The organism is Petralouisia muris (assembly GCF_004793545.1).
Taxonomy (GTDB): domain Bacteria; phylum Bacillota; class Clostridia; order Lachnospirales; family Lachnospiraceae; genus Petralouisia; species Petralouisia muris.
Map to the genome: position 1 here is coordinate 1 of NZ_SRYA01000021.1, position 26,555 is coordinate 26,555.

Annotated in this window: 21 protein-coding genes, 1 pseudogene and 1 riboswitch; of the genes and pseudogenes, 3 read left to right on the forward strand and 19 right to left on the reverse strand. The window is 45.2% G+C overall.

The window, feature by feature from the left end; translation table 11 throughout:
• Window positions 1–4 precede the first annotated feature (4 nt).
• The 3 genes from E5329_RS11750 to E5329_RS11760 form a co-directional block, all read right to left on the reverse strand.
• Window positions 5–2,152 carry a DUF6273 domain-containing protein gene (locus E5329_RS11750; RefSeq protein WP_135989727.1) on the reverse strand — a complete coding sequence of 716 codons (2,148 nt, stop codon included), beginning with the start codon at window positions 2,150–2,152 and terminating at the stop codon, window positions 5–7.
• Window positions 2,153–2,430: 278 nt separating this feature from the next.
• Complete coding sequence (locus E5329_RS11755) at window positions 2,431–4,122, reverse strand: AAA family ATPase (protein WP_135989728.1); 1,692 nt, start codon at window positions 4,120–4,122, stop codon at window positions 2,431–2,433.
• 102 nt (window positions 4,123–4,224) lie between these two features.
• Window positions 4,225–5,946: an AAA family ATPase gene (locus E5329_RS11760; RefSeq protein ID WP_135989729.1), complete on the reverse strand. Its 1,722-nt coding sequence runs from the start codon at window positions 5,944–5,946 to the stop codon at window positions 4,225–4,227.
• 199 nt (window positions 5,947–6,145) lie between these two features.
• Between E5329_RS11760 and E5329_RS11765 the strand changes: the two genes are divergently transcribed.
• Window positions 6,146–8,173: a methyl-accepting chemotaxis protein gene (locus E5329_RS11765; protein WP_135989730.1), complete on the forward strand. Its 2,028-nt coding sequence runs from the start codon at window positions 6,146–6,148 to the stop codon at window positions 8,171–8,173.
• A 169-nt stretch (window positions 8,174–8,342) separates the two neighbouring features.
• Here E5329_RS11765 and E5329_RS11770 read toward each other — a convergent pair whose 3' ends face one another.
• From E5329_RS11770 to E5329_RS11780, 3 genes are read right to left on the reverse strand one after another with little or no spacing between them, the layout of a single operon-like run.
• Window positions 8,343–10,565, reverse strand: coding sequence for a DNA topoisomerase III (locus E5329_RS11770; RefSeq protein ID WP_135989731.1), 2,223 nt, complete (start codon window positions 10,563–10,565; stop codon window positions 8,343–8,345).
• Between the two features lie 4 nt (window positions 10,566–10,569).
• Entirely contained in the window at window positions 10,570–10,854 is a 285-nt protein-coding gene (locus tag E5329_RS11775) for a hypothetical protein (RefSeq protein WP_330572124.1), read from the reverse strand.
• Window positions 10,855–10,875: 21 nt separating this feature from the next.
• Window positions 10,876–11,550 carry a 3'-5' exonuclease gene (locus tag E5329_RS11780; RefSeq protein ID WP_135989732.1) on the reverse strand — a complete coding sequence of 225 codons (675 nt, stop codon included), beginning with the start codon at window positions 11,548–11,550 and terminating at the stop codon, window positions 10,876–10,878.
• A gap of 250 nt (window positions 11,551–11,800) precedes the next feature.
• On the opposite strand from E5329_RS11780, the gene E5329_RS11785 reads away from it, so the two are divergent.
• Complete coding sequence (locus E5329_RS11785; protein ID WP_168356598.1) at window positions 11,801–13,822, forward strand: methyl-accepting chemotaxis protein; 2,022 nt, start codon at window positions 11,801–11,803, stop codon at window positions 13,820–13,822.
• A gap of 52 nt (window positions 13,823–13,874) precedes the next feature.
• Window positions 13,875–14,459: a DNA-deoxyinosine glycosylase gene (locus E5329_RS11790; RefSeq protein ID WP_135989734.1), complete on the forward strand. Its 585-nt coding sequence runs from the start codon at window positions 13,875–13,877 to the stop codon at window positions 14,457–14,459.
• A gap of 55 nt (window positions 14,460–14,514) precedes the next feature.
• Here the strand turns inward: E5329_RS11790 and E5329_RS11795 are convergent.
• The 13 genes and pseudogenes from E5329_RS11795 to E5329_RS11855 all read right to left on the reverse strand — a co-directional run.
• Window positions 14,515–14,994, reverse strand: a pseudogene (locus E5329_RS11795) (NUDIX hydrolase); the annotation flags it as partial.
• A 7-nt stretch (window positions 14,995–15,001) separates the two neighbouring features.
• Window positions 15,002–15,877 carry a DUF3298 and DUF4163 domain-containing protein gene (locus tag E5329_RS11800; RefSeq protein ID WP_168356599.1) on the reverse strand — a complete coding sequence of 292 codons (876 nt, stop codon included), beginning with the start codon at window positions 15,875–15,877 and terminating at the stop codon, window positions 15,002–15,004.
• Window positions 15,878–15,947: 70 nt separating this feature from the next.
• Window positions 15,948–16,748, reverse strand: a complete 801-nt coding sequence (gene thiD, locus E5329_RS11805; protein ID WP_135989737.1) for a bifunctional hydroxymethylpyrimidine kinase/phosphomethylpyrimidine kinase — start codon at window positions 16,746–16,748, stop codon at window positions 15,948–15,950.
• Window positions 16,749–16,750: 2 nt separating this feature from the next.
• Complete coding sequence (thiE, locus tag E5329_RS11810; protein WP_135989738.1) at window positions 16,751–17,350, reverse strand: thiamine phosphate synthase; 600 nt, start codon at window positions 17,348–17,350, stop codon at window positions 16,751–16,753.
• Between the two features lie 29 nt (window positions 17,351–17,379).
• Complete coding sequence (locus E5329_RS11815) at window positions 17,380–18,324, reverse strand: hydroxyethylthiazole kinase (protein WP_135989739.1); 945 nt, start codon at window positions 18,322–18,324, stop codon at window positions 17,380–17,382.
• Window positions 18,321–18,839, reverse strand: a complete 519-nt coding sequence (gene thiW / locus E5329_RS11820) for an energy coupling factor transporter S component ThiW (RefSeq protein WP_135989740.1) — start codon at window positions 18,837–18,839, stop codon at window positions 18,321–18,323. Before thiW ends, E5329_RS11815 begins: the two co-directional genes overlap by 4 nt.
• A gap of 11 nt (window positions 18,840–18,850) precedes the next feature.
• Entirely contained in the window at window positions 18,851–20,155 is a 1,305-nt protein-coding gene (gene thiC / locus E5329_RS11825) for a phosphomethylpyrimidine synthase ThiC (RefSeq protein ID WP_135989741.1), read from the reverse strand.
• A 100-nt stretch (window positions 20,156–20,255) separates the two neighbouring features.
• Window positions 20,256–20,355, reverse strand: a riboswitch (TPP riboswitch).
• Between the two features lie 48 nt (window positions 20,356–20,403).
• Complete coding sequence (locus E5329_RS11830; protein ID WP_135989742.1) at window positions 20,404–21,339, reverse strand: methyl-accepting chemotaxis protein; 936 nt, start codon at window positions 21,337–21,339, stop codon at window positions 20,404–20,406.
• 12 nt (window positions 21,340–21,351) lie between these two features.
• Entirely contained in the window at window positions 21,352–22,407 is a 1,056-nt protein-coding gene (locus E5329_RS11835) for an FIST signal transduction protein (RefSeq protein ID WP_135989743.1), read from the reverse strand.
• Between the two features lie 83 nt (window positions 22,408–22,490).
• Window positions 22,491–23,765, reverse strand: coding sequence for a S41 family peptidase (locus E5329_RS11840; protein ID WP_135989744.1), 1,275 nt, complete (start codon window positions 23,763–23,765; stop codon window positions 22,491–22,493).
• A gap of 88 nt (window positions 23,766–23,853) precedes the next feature.
• Window positions 23,854–24,762, reverse strand: a complete 909-nt coding sequence (gene ftsX, locus E5329_RS11845; protein ID WP_135989745.1) for a permease-like cell division protein FtsX — start codon at window positions 24,760–24,762, stop codon at window positions 23,854–23,856.
• A complete protein-coding gene (gene ftsE / locus E5329_RS11850) occupies window positions 24,752–25,435 on the reverse strand; it encodes a cell division ATP-binding protein FtsE (RefSeq protein WP_135989746.1) in 684 nt (227 codons plus the stop codon). The genes ftsX and ftsE overlap by 11 nt, the downstream gene beginning before the upstream one ends.
• Window positions 25,436–25,452: 17 nt before the next feature.
• Window positions 25,453–26,541, reverse strand: coding sequence for a PucR family transcriptional regulator (locus E5329_RS11855; protein WP_135989788.1), 1,089 nt, complete (start codon window positions 26,539–26,541; stop codon window positions 25,453–25,455).
• Window positions 26,542–26,555: the final 14 nt, after the last annotated feature.

The following is a 26,555-nucleotide window of genomic DNA, read 5'->3' on the forward strand; positions in this document are numbered from 1 at the left end:
TTCACTATGGGTAAATTTTGCCATTTTGCGTAGAAAAACGTTGGTAAGTTCCTAACATCTTTTCTAAAACAATATCATTAATTTTTGTTTCTTCTACCACCTCCCATGCAACATCCTTTATCTCACCAAAATAGCTTTCTTCCAATTCTGTCAATATCAATGATGCAGCCCAGCGCATCTGATAGGGCAGTCCATCCGTATCTGATACAATATCCTGCAAAAATCTCTGATATTGCATATAGACAGCCAGTTTGTCATCCAATGCTTTAAAATCCATAAAATCTGAAACTGCCATATCCACAAGGGAAATCCCTTTCGTTGCATATCCCATTGCCTTGGCAAACTGCCCAAATCCAGAGGATTCATCCAAGCGATAGGTCAATTTTATACTGCCATTATCATCCCTGACAAAATTCCCATTCTTATCTTTTACTTCTGCAAGTTCAATCCATACTTCCATAGCCGCGCTGGAATCCATGATTTTTTCTGCCTCTGCTGCAGTAGAACAACGATTTAGCTGCTCTATCAAATTATCCGCCTTTAATTTTGCAGCGCCTGTCACTTTGCCTGACAAATCGCTGACTAACTTTATATTACTTACTATTTCAATGCTGTCTGACGATGCATCCATAAAATCGTACAGCATAGCTTTATATTTGGCTACCCCTGGATAGTTCTTTTCCAGATAAGTTGAAAAATCCAGCCAGTCATTTATCTCATTATTAAAGATCAATCCATCTGCAAGCAAAACTACCTGGGCTGCTTTTCCTTTTGCCGTATTCTTTAACCAATGTTTATAATTAGCCGCGCTATAAAAGTCATCCGTTGTCAAAGCCAGATATGCACGCCGCTTATCCGTCGTATTACTTAAATAACGAATCCCTTCATGAACGTCCGTAATGCCATAATCCTGAAAAAGGGCTTGGTATACTTTATACTTTGCTTCCTCAGAACAATTACTGTTTAAGATACTTTGATGAAGAGCATATAACTCATCCGATGTATACTCTGATACACGGTCTATGATAGCTTGATTGCCTGTTTCGGTTATATCACCATTTTCCTCACCACTGCCAGAACTTCCTTCCCCACTGGTTCCATCATCTGTCAGAGACCAGGCATCTGAAGATAGAGTAATATGCAGGGCTGGAACAACCGCTCCTGTCGTTTTGTTAGCTGTTATGCTGCCAGTTCCAATTACTGTTGTTTCAGCACTGATGTCTCCCCAAAATTGACCATATGAGGCAGTACAATTATTCTTTCTTTTTCGTGAGCGTAGCCACCAATCACAATTTCCTTCGCCTGCATCAGCAGTATAAGCATATTGTCCCAGAATATGTGCATATTCGCTTACTTTAACAAATCTGCTGACGGATTGTATCCTTGCATTATTACAAAAACCATAAACAGAACTTGATGCTTCATTATAAGAAAGCAAATATATCATATCTTGCGTATCATTTCCCGCATCAGCATGCGTAATAGGATTTTCCACACTATTTATTACATCTGTCTTTATAATAGCACTTTGTTCATCATTGCTAAATGCCAGATTATAAAATGTGTTATTCAACCAACTGCGGAGACTACAATTTTCCCAAGTAATACTGCCTCCATCATCATGATAGTATTTACAATCTAATCCTTTGTCTGCCATAATAAACAGTGTATTTCCATCATTCTTAAGTACTCGCCACTTAATCCTCTGCCATTTGAAAAAGCGGTATTCGCTATCTCCAAAATAAAAGCCATCATACTTTGCATCATTTTTACTTATCCTGCGATATTTCCTGCCATTTACCCATGCATCCCCATTTTCATCATAAGCAGCTCCTATAATATCCGATGTCAGAGCATCACCTGTAACCTCTGTCTGCGGATAGCTGCCGAAGTAGACATAACTCCAGTCGGTATAGTCCGTGCCGTCATCCTTCTTCGTGCAGTGATGCACCGGGTTTGATGGCAGTTCCCTTCCCCTTGTCTGCCGTCTGGCTGCATGATCCGGCGTTACCGTTTCCGCCTGCCGTTTTTCTGCATCATCCGGCGTTACCGTTTCTGCCTGTGCCAAAACCCCCTGTGTTGTCAGAAGGATTGCCGCTATAAGAAGCAGCGACAGATATTTCTGCAACACTCTTTTTGTCTTTTGTTTCATGTTGTTCTCTTTCCTTGTTTTGCTGTATCCTGTCTTTTTGATATCTTTCAATCAGGCCGAATTGCTGTATGGACAAGCGAAATCTATTGGCTATATTCCAAACCATATCCCTGCATTTTTGCTCCAGTATACTGCCTTTAACAATTATAACATCCCTTCTCTCATTTTTCACTCTTTTCCATGAAAAATCCCCAAGGGATTCTAATTCTCCTGAGGATTCCTTTCACCATCTTAATTTTAGCCCTTATCCTACAATCAATTCCTCTGTTTTCCAAACCTTAACAGTTCCTTACCTCACAGTCTTTTCGGTAAAACGATATCCCATAACAATCTATGTACCGATATCCTTCTTCCTTAAGCTCGTCCATATATTTTTTATCATAAATCTGCTGTAAGGCTTTCTCTGCATCATCCTCCAAATCATCAATGGAATCAGATACCTTTAACTCCAGAACAAATGAACGCCCCCGGAGAGACGGGCTTTTCACCATAATATCTGACCGCCCGTTCCCGGATTCTCGGTTAGATTTCACCAGATAATTTTCACTCTGGCTTAAGATTCCTGTCAGAAATCCATGATAAAAATTTTCTGCGCTGTCATAGAAACTAATCGTTCGGAAAAGCTGGCTGTTTAAGATATCCTTCATTTTATCTGCATTGCCATCTTCCATCGCAGAATATAAATCATGAAAATCTTCCTTCTTTATGACGTCCTTCATCCAATTTATAATGGTATTCTGATAAATCGTCTTCACTTCTACATTTGGAATCCGCACTCGCAAAAAGATAGACGACTCCTTAAAATATTCGCTTTCTTTTGTCAGATATCCCGTAAAATAAAGGAAATTCCACAGGTTCTCCTCATTACTGTGCATATCCCCATAAGTCACTTCCTCATGAACCTGAATGTCTAAGATTCCACCGCCTAAAAGTGCCTCAATCTGCCCTTTCATTTCCCGGTCTGCACGGAGGATCAAGTCCTTAATGATATCATTGGAGCTGGTATTGATCCAGTATGGATGGGGAAATGCCTCGACTTTTCCGCACAGGTCATACATAAAGTTAATAACACTCCACGGATTATAAACCTGCATATTGCCAAATGTATAGCCATTGTACCATTCTTTCATGGTTGGAAAACGGCTTTTCACTTCATATTCGGACATCATCTGAAAAACTTCCTGTTCCGTAAATCCAAAATGTTCACTATATTGCTGGTCAAGTATAGAAATAATTTTCAGATGGTTCAGCCCGGTAAAAATACTCTCCTTTGAAATCCTCAGACATCCGGTTATGACAGCGAACTGCAGATAATCGTTCGTTTTCAATGCTGATTCAAATAAAGAACGGATAAAATCTGCCATTTCCTCGTAAAACCCTCTAAAATAGGAGTTCTCCAATGAGACGTCATATTCATCAATCAAAATAATGGTATTTTTGCCTGTAATTTTATACATACATTTGCTAAACAGCTTTAAGGAAGCCCTGACCTGCCTTTGATCCGCTTCTTCATCTGCAATTTTCATGTATTGTTCATACTCTTTTGGGGTAAGACGCTCTTTTCCATTTTCAATTATGTTCCTGTGCCTATCGAATTCAGATGCTATCTCAACCTGCAGCATATAATAAGCCGTCTCAAAATCTTCCTGTTTCGCTGATTTCAACGTCAGGTTTATCACGGGGTACATTCCCATCTGGCCGCTGTATTTCTCACCTTCCCCTATAATTTTCATTCCCTGGAAAAGTTCTTTATTCCGTTCATTCTTTTCTATATCACCGGTATCTTCAAAAAAATAGCGAAGCATGCTTAAGTTTAATGTTTTTCCAAAGCGCCTTGGCCGGGTAAATAGATTCACTTTTCCTTTCAAATCCAGTAACTCTTTGATAAACATTGTTTTATCTATATAGTAATATTCCGATTCTACCATATCTTTAAAATTTTCCACGCCTATCGGTAATGGTTTTTTCACTCCTGCACCTCCCATTTTCCCTGTTTTCCACAATTCGCATTTAGAGTTTCTTTTACTTTTTACAAGTTCCTCATCCATGCATATTATACGCTACCCTCTTCTTTATTTTGACAGCATACTTACGCTTTGCCCTCCCCCAAACCGGATCTCGCAGTCTTTCCGAAAGAACGATACCCCATAACAATCTATCCTGCGGTACCCTTCTGTCCGTAACTCTTCCGCATATTTCTTATCATATATCTGCTGTAATGCCCTCTCTGCATCCCTCTCCAAATCATCAATCGAATCTGATACCTTCAACTCCAGAATAAATGACCTGCCCCGCAGAGACGGACTTTTCACCATGATATCTGACCGTCCATTCCCTGATTCACGGTTGGATTTTACCAGATAATTTTCACTCTGGCTTAATATGCCTGCCAGGAATCCATGATAAAAGTTTTCTGCACTGTCATAGAAGCTGATTGTGCGAAAAAGCTGCCCATTCAAAATATCCGCCATCCTCTGGGCATTTCCGTCTTCCATGGCTTGGTACAGATCACGAAAATCCTCTTTCTTTATGACATCTTTCATCCAATTTAAAATGGTATTCTGATAAATCGTCTTCACTTCTACATTTGGAATCCGCACTCGTAAAAAGATAGATGATTCTTTAAAATATTCACTTTCTTTTGTCAGATATCCCGTAAAATAAAGGAAGTTCCATAAGCTCTCCTCATTACTGTGCATATCCCCATAGGTCACTTCTTCATGCACCTGAATATCTAAGGTTTCGCCGCTTAAAATCGTTTCAATCTGCCCTTTCATTTCCCGGTCGGATCTTGCAACCAGATCCTTAATTATGTCATTGGAACTGGTATTGATCCAATAAGGACGGGGAAATGCATTAACATCCGCATATAAATCATACATAAAATTGATCACACTCCACGGATTATAAACCTCTGTATTGCCAAATGCATATCCATCATACCATTCTTTCATAACCGAAAAGCGGCTCTCTATGCCATAGTAAGCCATCATCTGCCGCACTTCCGCTTCTGTGAAGCCAAAATGCTCACTATATCTCTGATCGAGTATAGATATGATCTTCAGATGATTCAATCCCGTAAATATACTCTCCTTTGAGATCCGCAGACATCCGGTAATAACTGCAAACTGTAAATACTGATTCGTCTTTAAAGCCGCTTCAAACAACGACCGGATAAAGCCAGCCATTTTATCATAAAAGCCGCTGAAATATGCACTTTCCAGCGGTACGTCGTATTCATCAATCAGAATAACCGTCTTCTTACCTGTAATCTTATACATACATTGACAAAATAACTGCAGAGAATTTCTTAGAGTTTTTTCCTCTGCTTTTCCTTCCGCAATAGCGGTATACTGTTCATACTCTCTGGCAGAAAGATATTCTTTTTCTCCTTCTACAATATGTCTGTGCCGTTCAAATTCCACACTGACCGCATTTTGTATCATATATACGGCCATATCGTAGTCTTCCTGTTTCGCCGATTTCAATGTGAGTTCAAACACAGGGTACATTCCTATCTGATCGGTGCAGCTTTCCCCGGCTTCCATAATCTTCATTCCCTGAAAAAGACTTTTATTCCGTTCATTTGCTTTTTCATCCCCTGTATCCTCAAAAAAATATCGGAGCATACTCAGGTTTAACGTCTTTCCAAAACGTCTTGGACGGGTAAACAGATTTACTTCCCCTTTTAAATCCAGTAACTCCTTAATTAACATGGTTTTATCGATATAGTAATAACCGTCTGTTACTATTTTTTCAAAATTATCAACACCTATTGGTAATGGTTTCTTCATCACTGCCTCCTTCTACTTCGCAGGTTCCTCCTCATGCCATATTATACCCTATCCCCCTTTATTTCACAATCAATTTCCATACGCTGCGCTTATCCTTCCCCAGGCAATTCCTAAGATTTTAAATTTTCGTTGTGATAATTGGAAAATAGAGCTATAATAAAACAAGAAAACAAATTCGCTTACATTTGGAGGTTTATTTATGAAACGACAGAAGAAGGCATCAATTTCAAAGAAACGAATTGCAGACGAAATACTCCGCCAAATCGGCGGAAGCGTTATTCTTGTATTTCTGCTGACAGCGGCCGTTTCCGTCTGCATGGTAGCATGGCTGAGCATTTCGTCCAAAAAGACGGAGCTGACAGAGGAATCCAATGCTGCGGCCAATCAACTGACAGGGTTTTTAGAACAATATACAAAAAGCACAAAACAGCTTGCCGCCAATCCGGAAATCAAGCAGGTTATGACAGAAACAAAAGCTGGCGATGATATCCGTCAGGCGGAAAACATGGACGCCGTTATGGAAAATCTCGTAAATATTGCAAATACCGACACAGAAAACCTTATGGCCGTATGGATTTCTGACCTGGACGCAAGCGTTCTTACACAGTCTGACGGTTTTACCAGCGAAGAAGGCTGGGACATCACAGGCCGCGGATGGTATGGCTGTATTGAGACGAAACAGACCGTATTGACGGAACCATATGCAGATTCTTCCACTGGAAAAATGATTTTAAGCGCAGCGTCACCGGTGTTAGATGACGCCGGAAATGTTCTGGGCGCAGTAGGCATGGATATTTCCCTGGAGCATATGACAAGCGTCATGAGCGAATACAAAATCGGCCGGAAAGGATATATCCTGCTTCTGTCAGAAAACGGCACATTACTTTATCATCCCCAGAACGATATGATCCAGAAAAATATCAGGGACGTTGGCATCACAGAAAATGTGGTTGACGCCGTAGAATCAGGGAAAAACGAATTTTTAAAATACAAAACAGGAGGCACCGCCAAGTACGGTTTCCTGCAGCATGCCGGAGACATCGGATACATAGTGATCAGCAGCCTGCCTTCTTCTGAATATTATGCAACGCTGCTGGCAATGGTTCTTGGGCTGATCCTCATTTTTGCGGCGGGAATCACTCTGATAGCCTTCAGCATCCGAAAAAGCTCCGCCAGCCTGACAAAGCCGATTCTGGATCTGAACCATACCGCACAGCGGCTTGCAGCCGGAGATCTGGATGTAAATCTTCAGGTAACAAGCCAGGATGAAATCGGTGAACTGGGCGAATCCATCAAAAAAACTGTCAACAGGCTGAAAGAATATATTGTATATATTGATGAAACAGCAGAAGTGCTGGCACAGGTTGCTGACGGAAACCTGAACATCACTCTGAAAAACGATTATGCAGGAGAATTCCAGAAAATAAAAACCGCCCTTCTTAATATTTCTGATTCCATGAACCAGGTTATGCTGGGAATCAACGAAAGTTCTCAGCACGTATCGGTAGGAGCTTCTGAACTTGCCTCCGCCTCTCAGATTCTGGCCGAAGGCGCAGAACAGCAAGCAGCCTCTATCCAGGAGCTTACGGCAACCACTGCCACAGTTGCAGAACAGGTGGATAACAGCCGCAAAGAAGCGGAAGCTTCTGCCAAGGCAACGGAACAGGCCACCGCTGTCATTGAAGAGAATCAGGAAAAAATGAAACAAATGATGAACGCCATGGACAAGATACACGGAACCTCCCAACAGGTTGTGGGAATCATCCAGACCATCGAGGATATTGCTTCCCAGACGAACCTGCTTTCCTTAAACGCCTCTATTGAAGCTGCCCGCGCCGGCGAAGCGGGAAAAGGCTTTGCAGTAGTTGCAGATCAAATCGGAAAGCTGGCGTTAGAAAGCTCCGAAGCGGCAAACACCACCAAAGAACTGATTGGAATTTCAATGGAAGAAATCCGCAAAGGAAACACCATTGCCGACAGCGCTATGGAATCCCTGAAGGAATCCGTTGCCGCCATAGGCAATGTCAATAACATGATAACGGAAACAGCAAAAAATGCAGCAGCGCAGGCGGAAAACATGAACCAGCTCCGTATGGGAATTGAAGAGATTGCCCACGGAATCCAGGACAATTCCGCAGCTTCCCAGGAAACCTCTGCCACCTCACAGGAGCTGGCTTCCCAGGCTGAAATGCTGAATCAGATGGTGCAGAAATTTGAGCTGTCCTGATAAGGATTTCACTTGCTGAAAATTTAAGGCTGCCCCATTCGAAATTATTCTGCAGAAATCGGAAATCAATTTCCTATATCCTGCAGAATGGTTCCTGAATGGAGCAGCCTGCTTTATGTTCCAGACAAAGGAAGATTAAAACCCCATCTGTAACGTCTGCTTTGCCATTTTACAATTTTATCTTGGCAAGGGCGTCTGCAAAAGCATTGTTCACTGGTTCCTTCGCTTCCTGCCGCATCTTGTTCATATAGCGGCTGACATCCTTTTTTGACACTCCTTTGCCGCTTTCTTTTTTCCGCTTCTCAAAAGCAGACAGCTTCTCCCGATAACCGCATCCACAGGTAAACCGCCGCTGCTCTCCCTCTCCCACCAGCTCCATTTTCTTATGACACTGGGGGCAGCGGGCGTTGGTAACTTTAGACAAAGTCTTCCGATAACCGCACTCCCTGTCCTGGCACACCAGCATCCGTCCGTTTTTGTGATTCACCTCTAACATCAGCTTTCCGCATTCCGGGCATTTTTTTCCAGTCAGATTATCATGGCGGTAAGTTTTGGAAGACGCTGCAATGTCTTTGACAATATCTGCCGTATAGCTTCGGATTTCGGCTTCAAAATCCTTCTTTCTGGCTTTTCCGCTGGCAATATCGGAAAGCTGCTGCTCCCATTTTGCCGTAAGCTCCGGGGAAGTCAATCCCTGAGGCGCCAGCTCCAGCACTTGCCTGCCCTTAGAAGTCAGATGAATATACTGATCTTTCTTTTCCAGCATAAAGCTGTTAAAAAGCTTTTCAATAATATCGGCGCGGGTGGCAACCGTTCCCAGACCTCCCGTTTCTCCCAGTGTCTTGCGTAAACTTTTGTCAGCGCTTTCCATATATTTCACAGGATTTTCCATGGCGGCAAGAAGCGTGGCCTCTGTAAAAGGCTGCGGCGGCTTTGTTTTTCCTTCGGAGATTTTCCCTTCTCCAAACAAAATCTTCTGCCCTTTGACAAATTCCGGCATCTGGTCTAATATTTCCTCCCTGGAAATTCCATTTCCCGGCAGAGCCTCATCCTCCGTCTCATCCCAAAAGGCTCCTTCTTCTTTCTGGAGGTTTCTGATTTCCTGCCATCCCGGCTGGCGGATTCTCTTTCCTTTTACGGTAAAATACTCTCCCGCACAGCCCACGGTTACTTCCGTCTGTTCATACTCGCAGGGCGGCAGTAAAACCGCCAGAAACCGTGAAATCACCAGTTCGTAAATTTTCCTCTCCCCATATTCCAGTTCACTGAGACTGATCCCCTGTTCTGTGGGAATAATGGCGTGATGATCGGAAACCTTCCTGTCATCTACAAAGGATTTATTGCCTTTTATGGACGATTTCAGAAGCTTTGTACAGACCTGCCCGTAGATTCCGCCTCTGCAGGCTTTAACCCGCTCCGGCAGCGTCTCCACAATATCCTGGGTAAGATATCTGGAATCTGTTCTGGGATAGGTCACTACTTTATAATGTTCGTACAGCCGCTGCATATAATCCAGGGTCTGCTTGGCAGAAAACCCAAAAAGCCTGTTGGCGTCCTGCTGCAGTGAAGTCAAATCATACAGCAGCGGCGCATAGGCTTTCTGCTGTTTTTTCTTCACATCCTCCACGGTTCCGGCACTGTTTCTCACTTTATCACTGATCCGGCTGATTTCCTCCCGGGAACTGGTGGTTGTGCCGTTGCTTCCTGATCTCCAGCGAAACCAGATTCCGCTTCCTTTTACCTTCAGGCTGTAATAAGGCTGAGACTGAAATCCCCGAATCTGAGCCTCCCGTTTGGCAATAATGGCAAGCGTAGGCGTCTGAACCCTGCCGCAGGAAAGCTGCGCATTATGCTTAACGGTAAGGGCCCTGGTTGCATTTAATCCCACCAGCCAGTCAGCCTCTGCGCGGGCTACAGCCGCTTCATACAATTTCTGGTATTCCCTGGCGTCCTTTAATTGGGCAAAGCCCTGCCGGATGGCCTTATCGGTCACAGAAGAAATCCACAGACGCTTCATAGGCTTTCTGACGCCGGCTTTCTGAATGATCCAGCGGGCCACCAGTTCTCCTTCCCGCCCTGCGTCTGTGGCGATGATAATCTCGCCTACATCCTTCCGGTACATCTGTGCCTTCACTGTCTGGAATTGTTTTCCGGTTTTCTTAATCACCTGAATTTCCAGCTTTTCGGGCATCATGGGAAGAGTTTCCATCTTCCAGGTTTTCCACTGTTCTCCATAGCTTTCCGGATCTGACAATTCCACCAGATGCCCCAGCGCCCAGGTCACCACATAATCCTTCCCTTCCAGAAATCCATTGCCGCCCTTGCTGCATCCAAGAACTCTGGCAATATCCCTGCCTACGCTGGGTTTTTCCGCAATCACTACTGACTTCATTTCTCTACCACACTTTCTTAATGTCTTCTTTGTTTACTCCATAACGGCTGCAGAATTCCTGCAGATCCCCTTCGCCGCGGATTAGCATAGCCTCCTCAAATTTCCCGCTTTCTCTGTCCTTAAATCCTGCTACCTGCTCTCCGGTGCAAATGCTGGCGCGAATCACAGGCATTTGTTTTTCAGAATCATAAGGTTTCATTTCTGTATGCTGCTTTTTCTTTCTTCCAAACATGCGCTCCTCACTTTCCTTTCCCTGGCGCCCTGTTCTGGCAGGATACCGCCGTTTCACTGCCGTCTCCCGTCAGAACCGCTATATCTTTCTGGTTCCCCGGCAGCCTGGAAAATTACTGCATCCAAAGAATTCCCCGTATTTTCCGCTGCGCTTTATCATCTCTGCGCCGCACAGAGGACAGAGGATATCTGGCGAAACCGGTTGTATTTTCTGGAGAATCTTCCCCAGCTCTTCATAACATTTCTGGTTCATGATACAATCGTTCAGCGCACGGTGCGCGCCTTTTGTACTGATTCCAAAATACTCCGACACATCTGACAGTTTATGGTGGGAAAGCTGAGGCAGACATTTTCTTGACAGATAAAGGGTGTCTATGTAATCATTCCTTATTTCTGCCCCATGGGTTTCCATAGCCGCACCACAGACAAAATTCAAATCAAAGGTATGGATGTTATGTCCCACCAGAATATCATTTCCAATAAAATTTAAAAAACCCGGAAGAGCCTCTTTCATCTTCGGCGCATCCCTTACCATATCATCTGTAATGCCGTTGACTGCCGTTGCACCTTTTGGAATATGCATTTCAGGGTCCACCAGCGTTGTATATTGATCCGTCACTTTATGGCTGCGTACCTTGACAGCCGATATTTCTATAATGCGGTCCAGCCCCTGCCGGATTCCCGTAGTCTCCAAATCGAATACCACATAATCCCCGATATACCGCATCAGGCGTTTTCCTCTGTTTTTTACCATTTGCTTTTCTCCCTTCTGCTATCAGGTTGATTATAAATGGATTTTCCTGACTTTGCAACTGTTCCGAAGAAAATCTCTGATTACTGGAAAAAACAGTGGCTGTTTGTCTCTGACGCCCGAATCGGACAAGATTTCACATTGACAGCGCCCCATTGAAATGCTATTCTGATTTTAAAGGATTTGAACAGTTTCCGCCGGAGAACATCGCTTTTTCCGCGGCATGGAACTGGCAGAAAACAGGAGGCCAAAGATGAAAAAGATAAAAAAACAAACTTCCAAATCAGCTAAATCGAGCAAAAGGCAGAATCAGGAGCAAAGCCTTCAGAAGCTTCTGGTTTCACAGGTCACTCGTCTGTTTCTGATGTCAGTCATCGCACTTATTCTCGTATCCGGAGTGTTTATGTATTTCAGTAATATGAACACACTTCACGAAATGGCGAATGTGGCGTTAAACTCAACCTCTTCCGCCGTGGAACAGACGCTGCATACCCTGGAGGTGAACGCACTGAACGTTGCTTCTTTGGAAACCATTCGGGATACCGGAGCATCCAAGAAGGAAAAATTAGAAGCAATGGAAAACGTCCGCACTCAGAATAATTATGATGAAGTAGGCTTTGTAGAACTGAACGGGCAAGGCTATTCCAATTATGGGGACTTCGATTTTAACGACCAGCTTCATTTCCAGGCAGCATCCAAAGGAGAGGTCTTTGTGGGCGAGCCCATTATCAACCGCCTTAACGGTGACATTATCATCATATCCGGCGCGCCTGTTTACAATGACGACAAGATTGTGGGCACCGTGTACATTGTAGATCTGGTTGCCTCTGTCAATGATAAAATCGGAGAAATTACATTCGGAAAAACAGGCTTTGCATACATAGTAAATAAAGAAGGCACAGTAATTTTCCACAAAGATCCGCAGAAAATTGCAGACCAGTCCAACGCCATTACACAAACAGACGGGAAGAACCCTTCTCTGGCAAAGGCAACGGAGAAAATTCTTTCCCGTACCGAAGACGGCACTATGACCTACTGGCAGAATGGCAAAATGATGTTTGCAGCCTACTGTCCGGTGAAAGGCCATGAGGACTGGCGTCTGATTATTACTGCGCCGAACCGGGAATTCACCTCTATGGTTTTGATTTCCGTACTTGTCAACAGCGCAATCGGTTTTCTCCTGTTAGCTGGTAATATCTCATTGATGACACGCAAAATCAGGGACATTATCAACCCTGTTGATTCCGTGACGGAACGTCTGGTAAAGCTTGCGGAAGGAGATTTGAAGACTCCCGTTGAGATTATAAACACCGGAAATGAGCTTGCCATTCTTTCAAATAACCTGAATGAAACCATCCAAAGCCTGAACCTGTATATTTCTGACATTACCAGAGTGCTTTCCCAGTTGTCGGACGGAAATCTGGATATTCAGACAGAAGCCAGCTTTACCGGGGATTTTGTCAGCTTAAAGGAATCCATTGATACGATTGTCCGCTCCCTCAATGAAACCATGACCCAGATGAACAGCGCCGCAGATCTTGTGGCTGATCACTCAGACGGCACCTCACAAGGGGCTAAGAATCTGGCAGACAGCACCACAGACCAGGCAAGCGTATTAGAAGAACTGACGGCAAGCATCGCAAGCGTCTCTGAGCAGGTAAGACTTACAGCAGACAATGCTTCCAGGGCAAACCTGCGTTCCTTAGAGGCAGAGAAAAATGCAGAAGCCTGCAACCAGCAGATGCAGTCTATGATCCATGCAATGTCTGATATCAAAGCCGGCTCTGCAAAAATCGGCGACATTATCAAAAGCATTGAGGATATTGCAGAACAAACCAACCTTTTGTCCTTAAATGCCGCAATCGAGGCGGCGCGGGCCGGGGAAGCCGGAAGAGGCTTTTCCGTTGTGGCACAGGAGGTCAGAAGCCTTGCGGAAGAAAGCGCTAAGGCTGCCCAGAACACTGCCAAGCTGATTATAAAGTCAATTGAAACTGTAGAAAACGGAACCAACATTGTCAATGAGACAGCCGAGTCCCTAACTCAGGTGGTAAACAATACCATAGAAATTAACAGCATTATTGCCGATATTGCAGATGCTGCTGGAGAACAGGCAGCAGCAATTGAACAGATTAATACAGGATTTGAGCAGATGTCCGACGCTGTTACAATCAACTCGATGACTGCCCGGGAAAGCGCCTCCTCCAGCGAGGAATTAGCAGCTCAGGCACAGAACCTGAAAGGACTGATTGGACGCTTTTCTTTAAAAAATGACTGACAAATGCAGCATTCAAGCGCACCGGAAATAACACGCAGAAAGGAGCGCATCCATGCCAGAATACCAAAGACTTACTCACGAATTTGAACCTGTATTTCAGAAAGATTCCAGAATATTGATTTTGGGTACTTTCCCTTCTGTGAAATCCAGAGAACAGCATTTTTATTACGGTCATCCCCAGAACCGGTTCTGGAAAGTCCTGGCTGCCATCACTGGTGAACCGATTCCCGGGTCTGTCCCGGAAAAAAAGCATCTTCTGCTGTCCCACCGGATTGCAGTCTGGGATGTAATTTTAAGCTGTGATATTATCGGCTCTTCTGACAGCAGCATTCGTAATGTCATTCCAGCCGACATCCCCGGCCTGCTGAAGGAAACCTCTATCCAGGCTGTCTTTGGCAACGGCAATAAAGCATGTGAACTTTATGAAAAGTACACGGCGCCAATGCTGACAGCTTCTTCTCCTCTGCCTGCCGGCTCTTTCCGGCAAAAGCAGCAGAAGTTTACCGATGCGCCGCCGATGGATATTTCCCGGCACGCCGCCATCCGCAGACTTCCTTCCACCAGCCCTGCCAATGCTGCCTGGACGCTGGAGCGGCTGACAGAATATTGGAAGCAGGCCACGGAACCCTATCTGTAACAAGAAATGGGGCTTTCCCTATCGTCTGCTTCTATTATATCTTCCATTCTGCCTATATTTCTAACTGCTGCCCGTCCAGCACGGCTTCTGTCAGCCTGTCTCCCTCATAGCTTAGTTTCAGAGAAAAAAACGGGGCGTCCGCCAACAGAAGCCGGAAAAATATTTTGTCCCCTTCCCAAATATTCAAAGAAAGGACCTGCTCTTTTTCCACCCATTCCAGCGTCCCCTCGTCACAATCTGTCAGAGTTCCTTCAAAATGGTCCGCTGTATATAGGCACATATATTCTACCGGCCATCCTTTTGCAGAAAAAGTAATTATTCCCCGAAAAGAAAAACCGGTCAGCATAAGACCGGTTTCCTCCTTTACTTCCCGGAGCAGACATTCTTCCGGGCTTTCCCCCGGTTCAAAATGTCCGCCAATTCCAATCCATTTATCCTTATTGACATCTTTCTCCTTTTTCACCCGATGGAGCATCAGGTATTTTCCGTCCTGTTCGATGTAACATAAGGTTGTCAAATTTGATTTTTCCATCATATTCCCTTTATTGCTTCAGCAGATATTCCTCCTTCATCACATCTTTCAGAGCCTCATAGGGCACCTCGATTTCAATAACGCCTGAGGCGTATGAGGTCAGGATATAAGGATTGCAGATCACCACCAGGCCCTTGTCATTCAGATAAAATACGTCCTCAGTCAGAACATCCGGCACGAAGCTTTCATAATCCTCCATCAGCCCGTCCTTATAAGGATCCTCTGTTATTTTTTTCAAAATATGCTCTTCCACAATCTTTCCTGCCGCTGCTTTATCTTCAAAAATATCCGACAATGACAGAAGCTTTCCAGTGGAGGCGTCAAAACAATATGCAGAAGTCCAGGTGTTGGGGTGGGGAGTTCCCTGCCACTGATAACTCTGAGCTTCCATGCTCAGAATTTTTGTGGAACTATAGACCATTTTATATGTGGAGCCATATCCATAGCCTGACCACTCCTTTTTCTCTTCCTCTGACAATTCCTCATAGACGCTTTTTGCAAGTTCCGTATCTTCCTCAATATAGGTCTGGGTTTCTGCGTGCTTCTGTTCAAAAGCCATATTTATTTTCTCGGCCGCAGCTTCATTTTCCGGAATGGAAACAACGGGGCTGTTCTCTGTGACAGACAGAAGCAGTACGCCGCTTTCTTCATCTGTGACATTCTTGGAATAATCAGTAAAAGTCACTTCCGGAACCTTTGTCAGCTCCACGCCGGCTTCTTCTGGAAAGTCCTCCTTCTCTTTTTCCTCTTCCTTGTCTTTTTTTGTTTCTTCCTTATCGTCTGTGTTCTCTTCCTGCTGTTTTGTATTTTCTGCTGCATTTTTCCCGGAACAGGCAGTAAACAGCAGACAGATTCCCAATCCAAGCAATAGTAATTTCTTCTTCATCTGCAAAATCTCCTTTACTGTAACAACCATCATGCACTCCACCATCTGTACAACGCCATACCCCAACCGGTCAAAAGCCGGGCTGGCTGCGGTTGATCCGATACATATGGTTCAGCGGTCCATTTCCTTTTCCAAGATTCATTCCATCTGCAATGGCTCCGGTAATATACTCTTTTGCATTCCTTGCACTTTCTTCGGCTCCAAAGCCCTGCGCCAGTCCGCAGGCAATGGCAGAAGACAGGGTACATCCCGTGCCATGGGTATTGGGGTTCTCAATATGTTTTCCCAGCATCCAGACAGGCTCTCCATCCAGATAAAGTAAATCATCTGCAAAAGCTTCCTCATGGCCGCCTTTTAAATATACAATACCCTTGTATTGTAACGCAAACTCCCTTGCCGCTGCAACCCTTTCTTCCTTTGTTTTTATGGTTGTTTTTAGCAGCAATTCTGCCTCTGGAAGATTGGGAGTGTAAATCTCTGCCAGCGGGAGCAGTTCTTTCTGGTAAAAAGATATAGCTTCCGGCTCCATCAGCTTCCTTCCGCTGCTGGATACCATCACCGTATCCATTACCACATGCTTTGGCTGCCAGTGTTCCAGACCTTTTTTAATCACTTTCATCTGTGAAATTCCTGTAATCATACCAATCTTCACAGCATTCGGCACAATATCTGTGAAAATGCATTCCAACTGCTTTTCCAAAAAATCTGGGGATACCGGCACAATCTCCGCTACCCCCATTGTATTCTGCGCTGTCAGTGCAGTAATCACACTTTCCCCATACAATCCATGGGCAGCGATTGTTTTTAAATCCGCCTGAATGCCGGCGCCGCCGCTGCAGTCGCTTCCGGCTATCGTAAGCACTGTTTTCACATTCATCCCTCCAGAATCCGCCGTATTTTCGCTGTTTCCGCCCCAGGATCTTCTGCTTTCAGAATTCCTGCAGAAATTGCAAGGCCGCCGGCTCCCAATGAAAGGGGCTTTCTGCAATTCTCTGCATTAATTCCCCCCACTGCCAGGTTGGGAATGGAGGCAGCCTGTAAAATTTTCTGATAAGTATCCTCTGAAATTGGAAGGGCGTCCTTCTTGGTTTCTGTAAAAAACCATGCGCCAACGCCCAGATAATCTGCGCCGTCTTCCATGGCTTTTTTTGCCTGCTCCGGCGTTTTGGCTGTTGCGCCGATGATTCCCTGAGGGCCCAGAAACCTTCTGGCGTCCTTCACAGGAACATCCTCCTGCCCCAGATGAACTCCGTCTGCACCGCTAAGCGCTGCCAGATCCAGCCGATCATTGATAATCAGCCTGGTATGATATTTTTCCGTCATCTCCCGAAGCCTTTTGGCCCGCAGAAGATATTCTGCCGAAGAAATATTCTTTTCCCGAAGCTGTATGTAGTCCACGCCGGCTTTCAGCGCAGCTTCTATCTTCTCTTCTCCATAGGAAAAATCTGCAATCAGATACAGCCACTTTTTCATTCTGTTCTCCTTTCCTTACAATCAGTCCTTTATAAAAGCTGCCAAAGACCAGTATCTATTCTATCGGAACATGTTTGCCGCCACAGCAGCCATTCCAAAAAGTTTTTTTCCGATAGCTGTTCCAATGCGTCCAGTAATGCATTCTTTGCCCTTCCGTATCCTTCTGCCTTTCCCGCCTGTTCCAGGACATATGCCATGGCAAGAGACGTTGCTACAGCGGCTAATTTCATGGATTTCAGCGCTTCTGCTGCGCCGCCTTGCTTTCCTGCCTCTGTCTCGATCTGCACCGCTTGGCTACGCTCCTGTGTCTCTTCCACAATCTGCGCCGCCGCACAGTAACAGGCTCCTGCCACTGCTCCTGTGAGACATCCCGTTCCTACCAGATTCCGGTATATTCCCTCTCTGTGAGAAATTTCTGTTTTTCCAGTTTCCCACAAAATATCATCGGTTTCCCCTGTCACCAGATATACTCTGGCCTGGGGAATCTGTCTGGTCAGGGAACGTTCTTTTATGGAATCAATGCCTTCTTTGGTCAGCTTCCCCTGTTGGATACTGTATATTTCTGAGCGGTTTCCTTTTAAGATTCCCCGCCAAGGCATGTTCAGAAGTTCCTGCACAGCCTCCATGCGAAAACGGGAGGCCCCGCAGCCCACCGGATCCAATACCAGCGGCTTGCCTGATTCCGCCCCCTGTTTCAGCGCCAGTTCGGCTGCTTCCTGCTTTTCTTTCGTCAGCTGTCCCAGATTAATCACGCAGCTGTCTGCCTGAGATACAATTTCTGTCATTTCCTCCGGAGCCACCGCCATCAGAGGCCTGGCTCCCAATGCGGCCAGACCGTCTGCACACAAAGAGACGGAAACTCCATTCGGAATCATATGAATCAGATAATTCTCCCTCCTGATTCTGACGAATACCTCTGCAATCTCCTCCAGCGAATATTCAGATAATAATTCTCTGTTCTCCTTTTCTTTCACTGCTCTGTCCCTTTCAGCATTCCCTGCAAATAGCGGACTGTCCCGGAACGGTACATGGCTCCTAACAGGATTGCCGCCAGAATGCAGCCTCCTGCCGTACTGATGAAAAAGGGAAGTACATAGGTAAACAGTGCGGCCTCCTGATTCCCCAGAAGCAGACTGGCAACCGGATAACAAAGCATTGCTCCAATTACCCCTGTTCCCAGAATTTCTCCGGCAAAATTAGTCCACACTTTTCCCGTATACCGAAACAGCACAGCTCCCAGGAAAGCCCCGGCCATACTTCCGGGAAACGCCAGAAGGCTTCCTGTTCCCATCAGATTCCGAATCAGCGCAGTGGAAAAGGCAAATCCTACTGCATAAGAAGGACCCAGAAACACTCCGGCCAGCACATTCAAAAGATGCTGGATGGGAAAACATCTGGAAGCCCCAATGGGAATGGAAAACGCCGACAGGCTGACGCCCAGGGCAGTCATCATGCCTGCCGCCGCCAGTTTTCTTGTATTCACTTTCATATTCCCTCCTGTTACAAAATATCAATATATTCTCCAGACAAAGCTTTGTTCATACTGCGGACTGCGCAGAATTTCCCGCACATAGAACAGGTGTCGTCATGCTCCGGCTTTCTGTCCTCCCGAATCTTTTTTGCTGTCTCCGGGTCCATGGCACACTCCCACTGAGCCTCCCAGTCCAGATTACGCCTTGCATCCGCCATTTTGTCATCCAGCTCTCGGGCTCCTCGGACGCCTTTTGCAATATCTGCTGCATGGGCTGCAATCTTAGAGGCCATAATTCCCTGTTTCACATCCTCCACATTAGGAAGCGCCAGATGCTCTGCCGGCGTTACATAGCACAAAAACGCCGCTCCGTTCTGGGCCGCAATGGCTCCGCCAATGGCTGAGGTAATATGATCATACCCTGGAGCAATATCCGTCACAATGGGCCCCAGCACATAAAAAGGCGCTCCCATGCAAATCGTCTGCTGGATCTTCATATTGGCCGCAATCTGGTCCATGGGCATATGGCCCGGTCCTTCCACCATCACCTGTACATCCTTTTCCCACGCCCGTTTTGTCAGCTCTCCCAATCGCACCAGCTCCTCAATCTGGCATACATCCGATCCGTCCGCCAGACAGCCTGGACGACAGGCGTCTCCCAGAGAAATGGTAACATCATATTCCCGGCAGATTTCCAGAATTTCATCAAAATATTCATAAAATGGATTTTCTTCTCCGGTCATGCTCATCCAGGCAAATACCAGGGAGCCTCCTCTGGATACAATATTCATTTTCCGCTTATGCTTTTTAATCTGCTCAATAGTTTTTCTGGTAATGCCGCAATGAAGCGTTACAAAATCCACGCCATCCTGAGCATGAAGCCTTACCACATCAATAAAATCTTTGGCTGTCAATGTGGCCAAATCCCTCTGATAATGGATCACCGAATCATACACCGGCACAGTCCCAATCATGGCAGGGCACTCCGAAGTTAATTTTCTCCGAAAAGGAATGGTGTCTCCGTGAGAAGACAGATCCATAATGGCGTGGGCTCCCATATTTACCGCTTCCATAACTTTTTCCATCTCCACGTCATAATCCTTACAGTCCCTGGATACTCCCAGATTCACATTAATCTTCGTCCGCAGCATGGAGCCTACCCCTTCCGGATCAATGCAGGCATGGTTCTTATTGGCGCAGATTGCCACCTTCCCCTCCGCTACCAGCGGCATCAGTTCTTCCACCGTCATCCGTTCCTTGGCTGCCACCTTCTTCAATTCTTCTGTTACAATACCCCTGCGGGCCGCTTCCATCTGCGTTGCATAATCTCTCATTACATTTCCTCCTTCTTGTCCTGCTTTTTGGACATCACGGTATGCCTTTCGGCGTTTCCTCCGAAAAAAAGACGCTCCAAATTGCGAGCGTCTTCTGAATCTGCTGAATATCTACGCTCCCTACGACAGTATTAACTGACAGGTTCAAAGAGTCAGGTTTTAACCTTCTCAACCGCGCTGCGGTCCCTCTGCGTTCTGCTATCAATGCTAATCATATATGATTTTGATTCTGTTGTCAATAAACAACGTTACTTATTGTATTCCTCTATGATAGGAGGTATCTGAGACATCATAAGGTCAATATCCTCAAACATGGCGCTCTTCGTAGTTCCAAGCTTACTTGCATACTCAATATGCTCCATAACCTCCTGATAATGCTCTCTGGTTTTATCAAAAAACCCGCACAAGGACTGCAGCGATGTATTTGACTGATCAATGACGCCGGAAATCTCCGTCTGCACTGTCTCCGCCCCTTCCGCTGCCTGAGTAATCTTGTCAAACATCTCATATGTATCATTTACTTTATTAATGCTTGCTTCCAATGCCTCCTGGGAGGTATTGATGCTTTCATTCAGCTTATCGGTTCCCTGTTCCACATCTCCGATGCTGGAATTCACTTCCGCCACAAGCTTCTTGATCTCATCCGCCAGGGCCTTCACTTCCACAGCTACCACCGCAAACCCTTTGCCCTGCTCTCCGGCTCTGGCAGCCTCGATGGTAGCATTCAGCGCAAGCATATTGGTCTGGTCTGCAATGGTTACAATCTTACTGGTACACTTCTTGATTTTCTTCACCGCTTCCATGAAATCCCCGAAGGTGTTTTCCATTTCCTCAAAATGAGATTCCACCTCTTTGGAACTGTTCTTAAGATCCTCCACCCCGTTCTGGGCCTGATCCACAGATTGGGCAATCTCACTTTTTACCTCTGTAAACTGTCCGGACGCCTGGTTGATCGTGGAAAAAGTATCTCCAAAATCCTGAAGTCTCTCCTGAAAGTTCTCTGATTCACGAAGCACCCTGGCAAAGGATTTACTCACTATCCCTAATTCCTGCAGAGAATTCACTTCCTTCTGCACCAAATCTGTGTGGTATCCTTTCAGACTTTCCATTACATACAATACGGGATAAAGACCCTTCTTCTGTTTCTTTCCGGCCTTTTTGGGGCCTTTTTTTTCAAATAGCATCTTTTACCCCCTTTACTCAAACACCACACAGGTCATGGACTGATTCACAAAACGGTTATTATAATGTTCCCCATATCCTACAAGCCCCGCATGATTTCCCAGAGTTCCCATATCCATCAGATATTCCTGCATGTAATGATTCTCGCTGAACATCAGATACCGGAACAGGCAGTTGACAGAAAACACGCCGGAAACTTTGGGGAACTCTCTTTGAATGGTCTGAATCGTATCTTTTACAATTCTCTTATAATCTCCAAGTTCCAGCAGAATCAGCACATCCGAATCATTCACCTGGCGAAAACACGCCAGTGCATTCCCTTCCACTTCCTTAATAGATATAATGCAGGTCTCATCCCCGTCAATCCGTCCAAAAGGATTCTTAAAGGTCTGGGACGTAATCTCCTGCTCCGTTACTTTCAAAATACTCTGGTATACCTGCTTTGCAGGCTTTCCATTCAATTCTCCGATCACATATTTGGCCCTGTTGGTTTTGGATGCAATAAAACGGTAATTTCCCATCTTATGATAAATGTTTTCTTTATATGCCTTTACTTTTCCTCCCAGATTCTTAATCAAAGCATACGCCACTGCATCCTCATAAATCCTTCCATTGGCCGATACTTTTCCGGCGTCGCCGGTGCCGCCTACCAGAGAAATTCCTCTGCGCTTAAGCACGCTGTATACCGTAGTCAGCGCACAAGCATCGTTGCCGGAGCAAAAATCCAGACATATCGTGTCATTTCTGGAAGCGTCTACCTGCTCCACATCCCGCTGCAGACGTTCAATATATTTTACCGGCATCACGGAAACCTCCTCCAAAACATCGGCCGCCGCAGAAACGCCATCGTAAAACGCAACCAGGCCCACGCCCTTTTCCACTACTCTGGTATCATAACTCATCCCAATGCACCCGATGCTGGGCACGCCGGGATACAGTTCTTCCAATTTACGCACATGCGCTTCAAACTGTCCCTCATTTGACATCAGCAAAATCATCTGGGGGTTCTTAAGCCCTTTGACCGCCTCCTTCAAATCTCCCTTCTGGCTCATACCATAAAACTGTTTCACTTCGTTATCCCTTTCTGTATGAATGATAAAATAGAACTACTGTTATTACTATCTTATCCTATCTAAAGTACCAGGTCAATCCATTATTCGCTATTTTCTCCCTTTTGAAGCACCTCCAGGGCCTTTAAAACCTGATTATCATGCAAAGGATTGTAGACCTCGCCCTCTGTTTCTTCCTGATAGCTGTATTCCAGCTCAATATCCGGTTCAATGCCTGCTCCGTGAATATAATTTCCCTTGGGCGTAAAATATTTGGCCATGGTAACCTTCACAGCGCTTCCATCTTCCATGGGAATAATAGTCTGAACAATGCCTTTTCCAAAAGAAGTGGTTCCAATCAAGGTTCCATATTCATAATCCTTAATGGCCCCTGCAAAAATTTCCGACGCACTGGCGCTGTTCCCATTGATTAACACTGCCATGGGAAGCTTTGTACATTCTGCATCCGATTTGTACTCGGAACGGCTGCCGTACTTATCCTCTGTATACACCAGCAATCCCTTCGGCAGAATCGCATCCAACATTGCACACACAGATTGAAGCACTCCCCCGGGATTATCCCGCAAATCCACAATCACCGATTCCATGCCCTGATTCTCAAGCTCCTTCCAGGCCTCTGAAAACTGCTCTGGCGTAGATTCCGAAAATTCCGAAATCTGAATAAAGCCTACCTGCCCCTCCAGCATCTCAGACTGCACGGTAGGCACCTCAATTTGCCGCCGCTCTACATCCAGCTGGATATGCTCCAACTCACCGCTGCGCAGCAGTTCCAAATGTACCGTCGTTCCCTCCTCTCCTTTGATATGGGTCACCAACTCCGACAACTCCATACTGTCCCCTTCAATGTCCCCTACTTTAACAATCACATCTCCGTCCTTTACCCCTGCTTCCTCTGCAGGAGTGCCTGGGTAAACATGAAGGATTGTAACAACTTTCGTGTTCACGTTCTGGGTCAGAACTGCGCCGATCCCATAATAGATTCCGCTGGTGCTCTCTGTAAGGGCACGGTATTCCTCCGCCGTGTAATAAGCAGAATAAGGATCTCCCAATCCCTCCACCATTCCGGCGTACATGCCCTCCACTAACGCTTCTTCATCCACATCCTCATAGTAATACTGATCGATGAGATCTGCAATTTCACCAGATTTCTCCTCCACACTTTTCTCTAAAATCGCCTCTCTGCTGCTTTCCTCATTCTGGGAAAGCACCTTTCTCTGACTGCCGGCGCTGACGCCCAGCCAGATTCCTCCGGCTGTCAGGGTCACCACAAGCAGCGTTGCAAGGGTACCCACTGCAACTCCTTTGCCGAAATTCGACTTATTTTTCCTGGGGGGTTCTAAATATTCCTGATAATCCATATTCTGTGATTCCTCTTTCCTGATCTGTAATTTCCATTTATTATATCAAAAAATTATGTTTATATCATGAATTTTTATTCTATAGAAATTAAACTTTCAAATGTTTTCGGATTGTCAGGCGGCTTCCTAAAAATCCGATTCCCACACCCAGAATCAATCCTACTGGAACTAATGTGGAAAATACCTTATTCACTGGAAGAAATTCCAGCATTCCGCTTAACCAGAGAAATTTTTCTCCCACATAGACAATAATCTTCCGATACATCTGATACAGCACCAATAGCGGCAGGGCAGAGCCAATGAGCCCAATCAGGATTCCCTCTACAATAAACGGAGCCCGTACAAAATAATCGGTAGAGCCGATTAATTTCATAATGGCAATCTCCTCCCGCCGGACCGCAATTCCGATGGTAACCGTATTACTGATCAGAAATACCGCCACACACAGCAGGATCAAAATAATTCCCGCTGACACATAACCGATGAGACGGTTGAAATCCGTCAGGGTATGGGCCGCAAGATCTGAACTTTTCACTTCCTTCACGCCATCCAGGGACTGAATATATGTCACCAGAGATTCCTGCATGGAAATATCATTCATATACACTTCATAATGAGCTGAATTCGCCAGCGGATTATCCTCTGCAAATCCTTCCGCCATATCTTCTGCTCCTTTAAAATAAATCTTCTGAAAATTATCCCAGGCGGCTTCTGCAGATACAAATACCTTTTCTGATACCTCCACACGCTTTCCTATCTGTTCTCCCACAGCATCCATCTGTTCCTGGGTAGCTCCATCCACAAAGAAAACCGTAACAGCAACCCCGGACTCCACCTCCCGTACCACACTCTGGAAATTCACTACCACAGAGTAGAAAATGCCGAAAAGAAAAATACATGCTGCCATAGTGGCAATGGAGGCCAGTGAAAACATTTTATTTTTCCAGATATTCTTTGCTCCCTGTCTTAAGGTATACCAGAACGTACTAATCCTCATAAAAATCACCTATCCGCTCATCCGAAATGACAACGCCTTTCTTCATTGTAATGACGCGTTTGCGCATGGCCTTTACAATCTCCAGATTATGGGTCACCACCAGGACTGTGGTGCCTCTCTGGTTGATTTCCTCCAACAGCATCATAATTTCCCAGGCGTTATGAGCGTCCAGATTACCAGTGGGCTCGTCTGCAAGAAGAATCCTTGGTTCATTCACCAAAGCCCTTGCAATCGCCACCCTCTGCTGCTCCCCTCCGGAAATTTCTTTGGGATAGGATTTGTACTTTGCAGCCAGTCCCACCATGGACAACACAGCGGGAACCTTCCTTCTCATAATCTTTACCGGCGTTCCCACAGCTCTTTGGGCAAAAGCCACATTCTCATATACATTCCGATCCTTTAACAGCCTGAAATCCTGGAATACTACGCCGATATTTCTCCGGAACCTGGGAATATCCCTATGTCGGATATTTCCCAGCTTCTGATTATTAATGGAAATGCTTCCTTTGGTAGGCTCCAATTCCTTTAACAGCAATTTGATCAGGGTGGATTTTCCTGAACCGCTGTCTCCCACTACAAAAACAAATTCTCCCGGCTCAATATACAGGCTCACATCATTTAACGCAGGAATTCCCGCGGAATATGCTTTGCTGACATTTTCAAGTTTTATCATCTGATTCACTCCTAAATTCAATAATCCAAAGATTCCATATACTTCATGTATTTTACAACCATCAGAGCAATCTTAAAGGTAATGGCGTCCTCAAATACCCGCAAATCCAGGCCGGTGCTCTTCTGAAGCTTATCCAGCCGGTACACCAGGGTATTCCGATGAATATACAGCTGTCTGGAAGTTTCTGACACATTCAGGCTGTTTTCAAAAAATTTATTGATGGTGGTAAGGGTCTCTTCATCGAATTCATCCGGAGATTTTCCATCAAAAATTTCCTTGATAAACATTTTACACAAAGGGATGGGCAGCTGATAAATCAGACGCCCGATTCCCAATGTGGAATATGCATTGACATGACGCTCCTCAAAGAAAATCTTTCCCACATCCAGGGCCATCCTGGCTTCTTTATAAGAACGGGAAACCTCTTTGATTTCATTTACAATGGTGCCGTAAGCAATATGGATATCCATATCATCCCCGCCGTGGAACATGCTTAAAATCACTTCCGCCGTCCGGTTCATTTCCTCATAGCCCTCATTCTCCATAACTTCCTTCACCACTATGATATTTTTCTCATCCACTGCCGTAATAAAATCTCTGGACTTGCCGCCTAAAAGACTGCGCACCTTCTCTAATTCATTGCCATCCTTCTCCCGGTTTGTTTCTATAATAAATACCACCCGCCTGGCTTCCGTGTCAATATGAAGCTTCTTGGCACGGTTATAAATATCCACCAAAAGCAGATTGTCCAAAAGCAGATTCTTCACAAAGTTATCTTTATCAAAACGCTCTTTGTACGCCACCAGCAGATTCTGTATCTGAAAGCTGGCAATCTTCCCCACCATATAGACATCATCGCTGTCTCCGTTGGCAAGCAGTATATATTCCAACTGATGCTCATCAAATACTTTAAAAAACTGGCATCCCAAAAACACTTGGCTGTCTGCCGGAGATTCCACAAATGCCAGCGCCGCGGCCACATAACTGTCCGCATCCTGAAAAGTTGCCGCCAATACCTTACCTTCCGTATCAATAATACATAAATCAATTCTGGTAATTCCTTTTAATCCATCAATGGTGCTCTGAAGTATCTGATTCGAAATCATGTGCTTCACTCCTT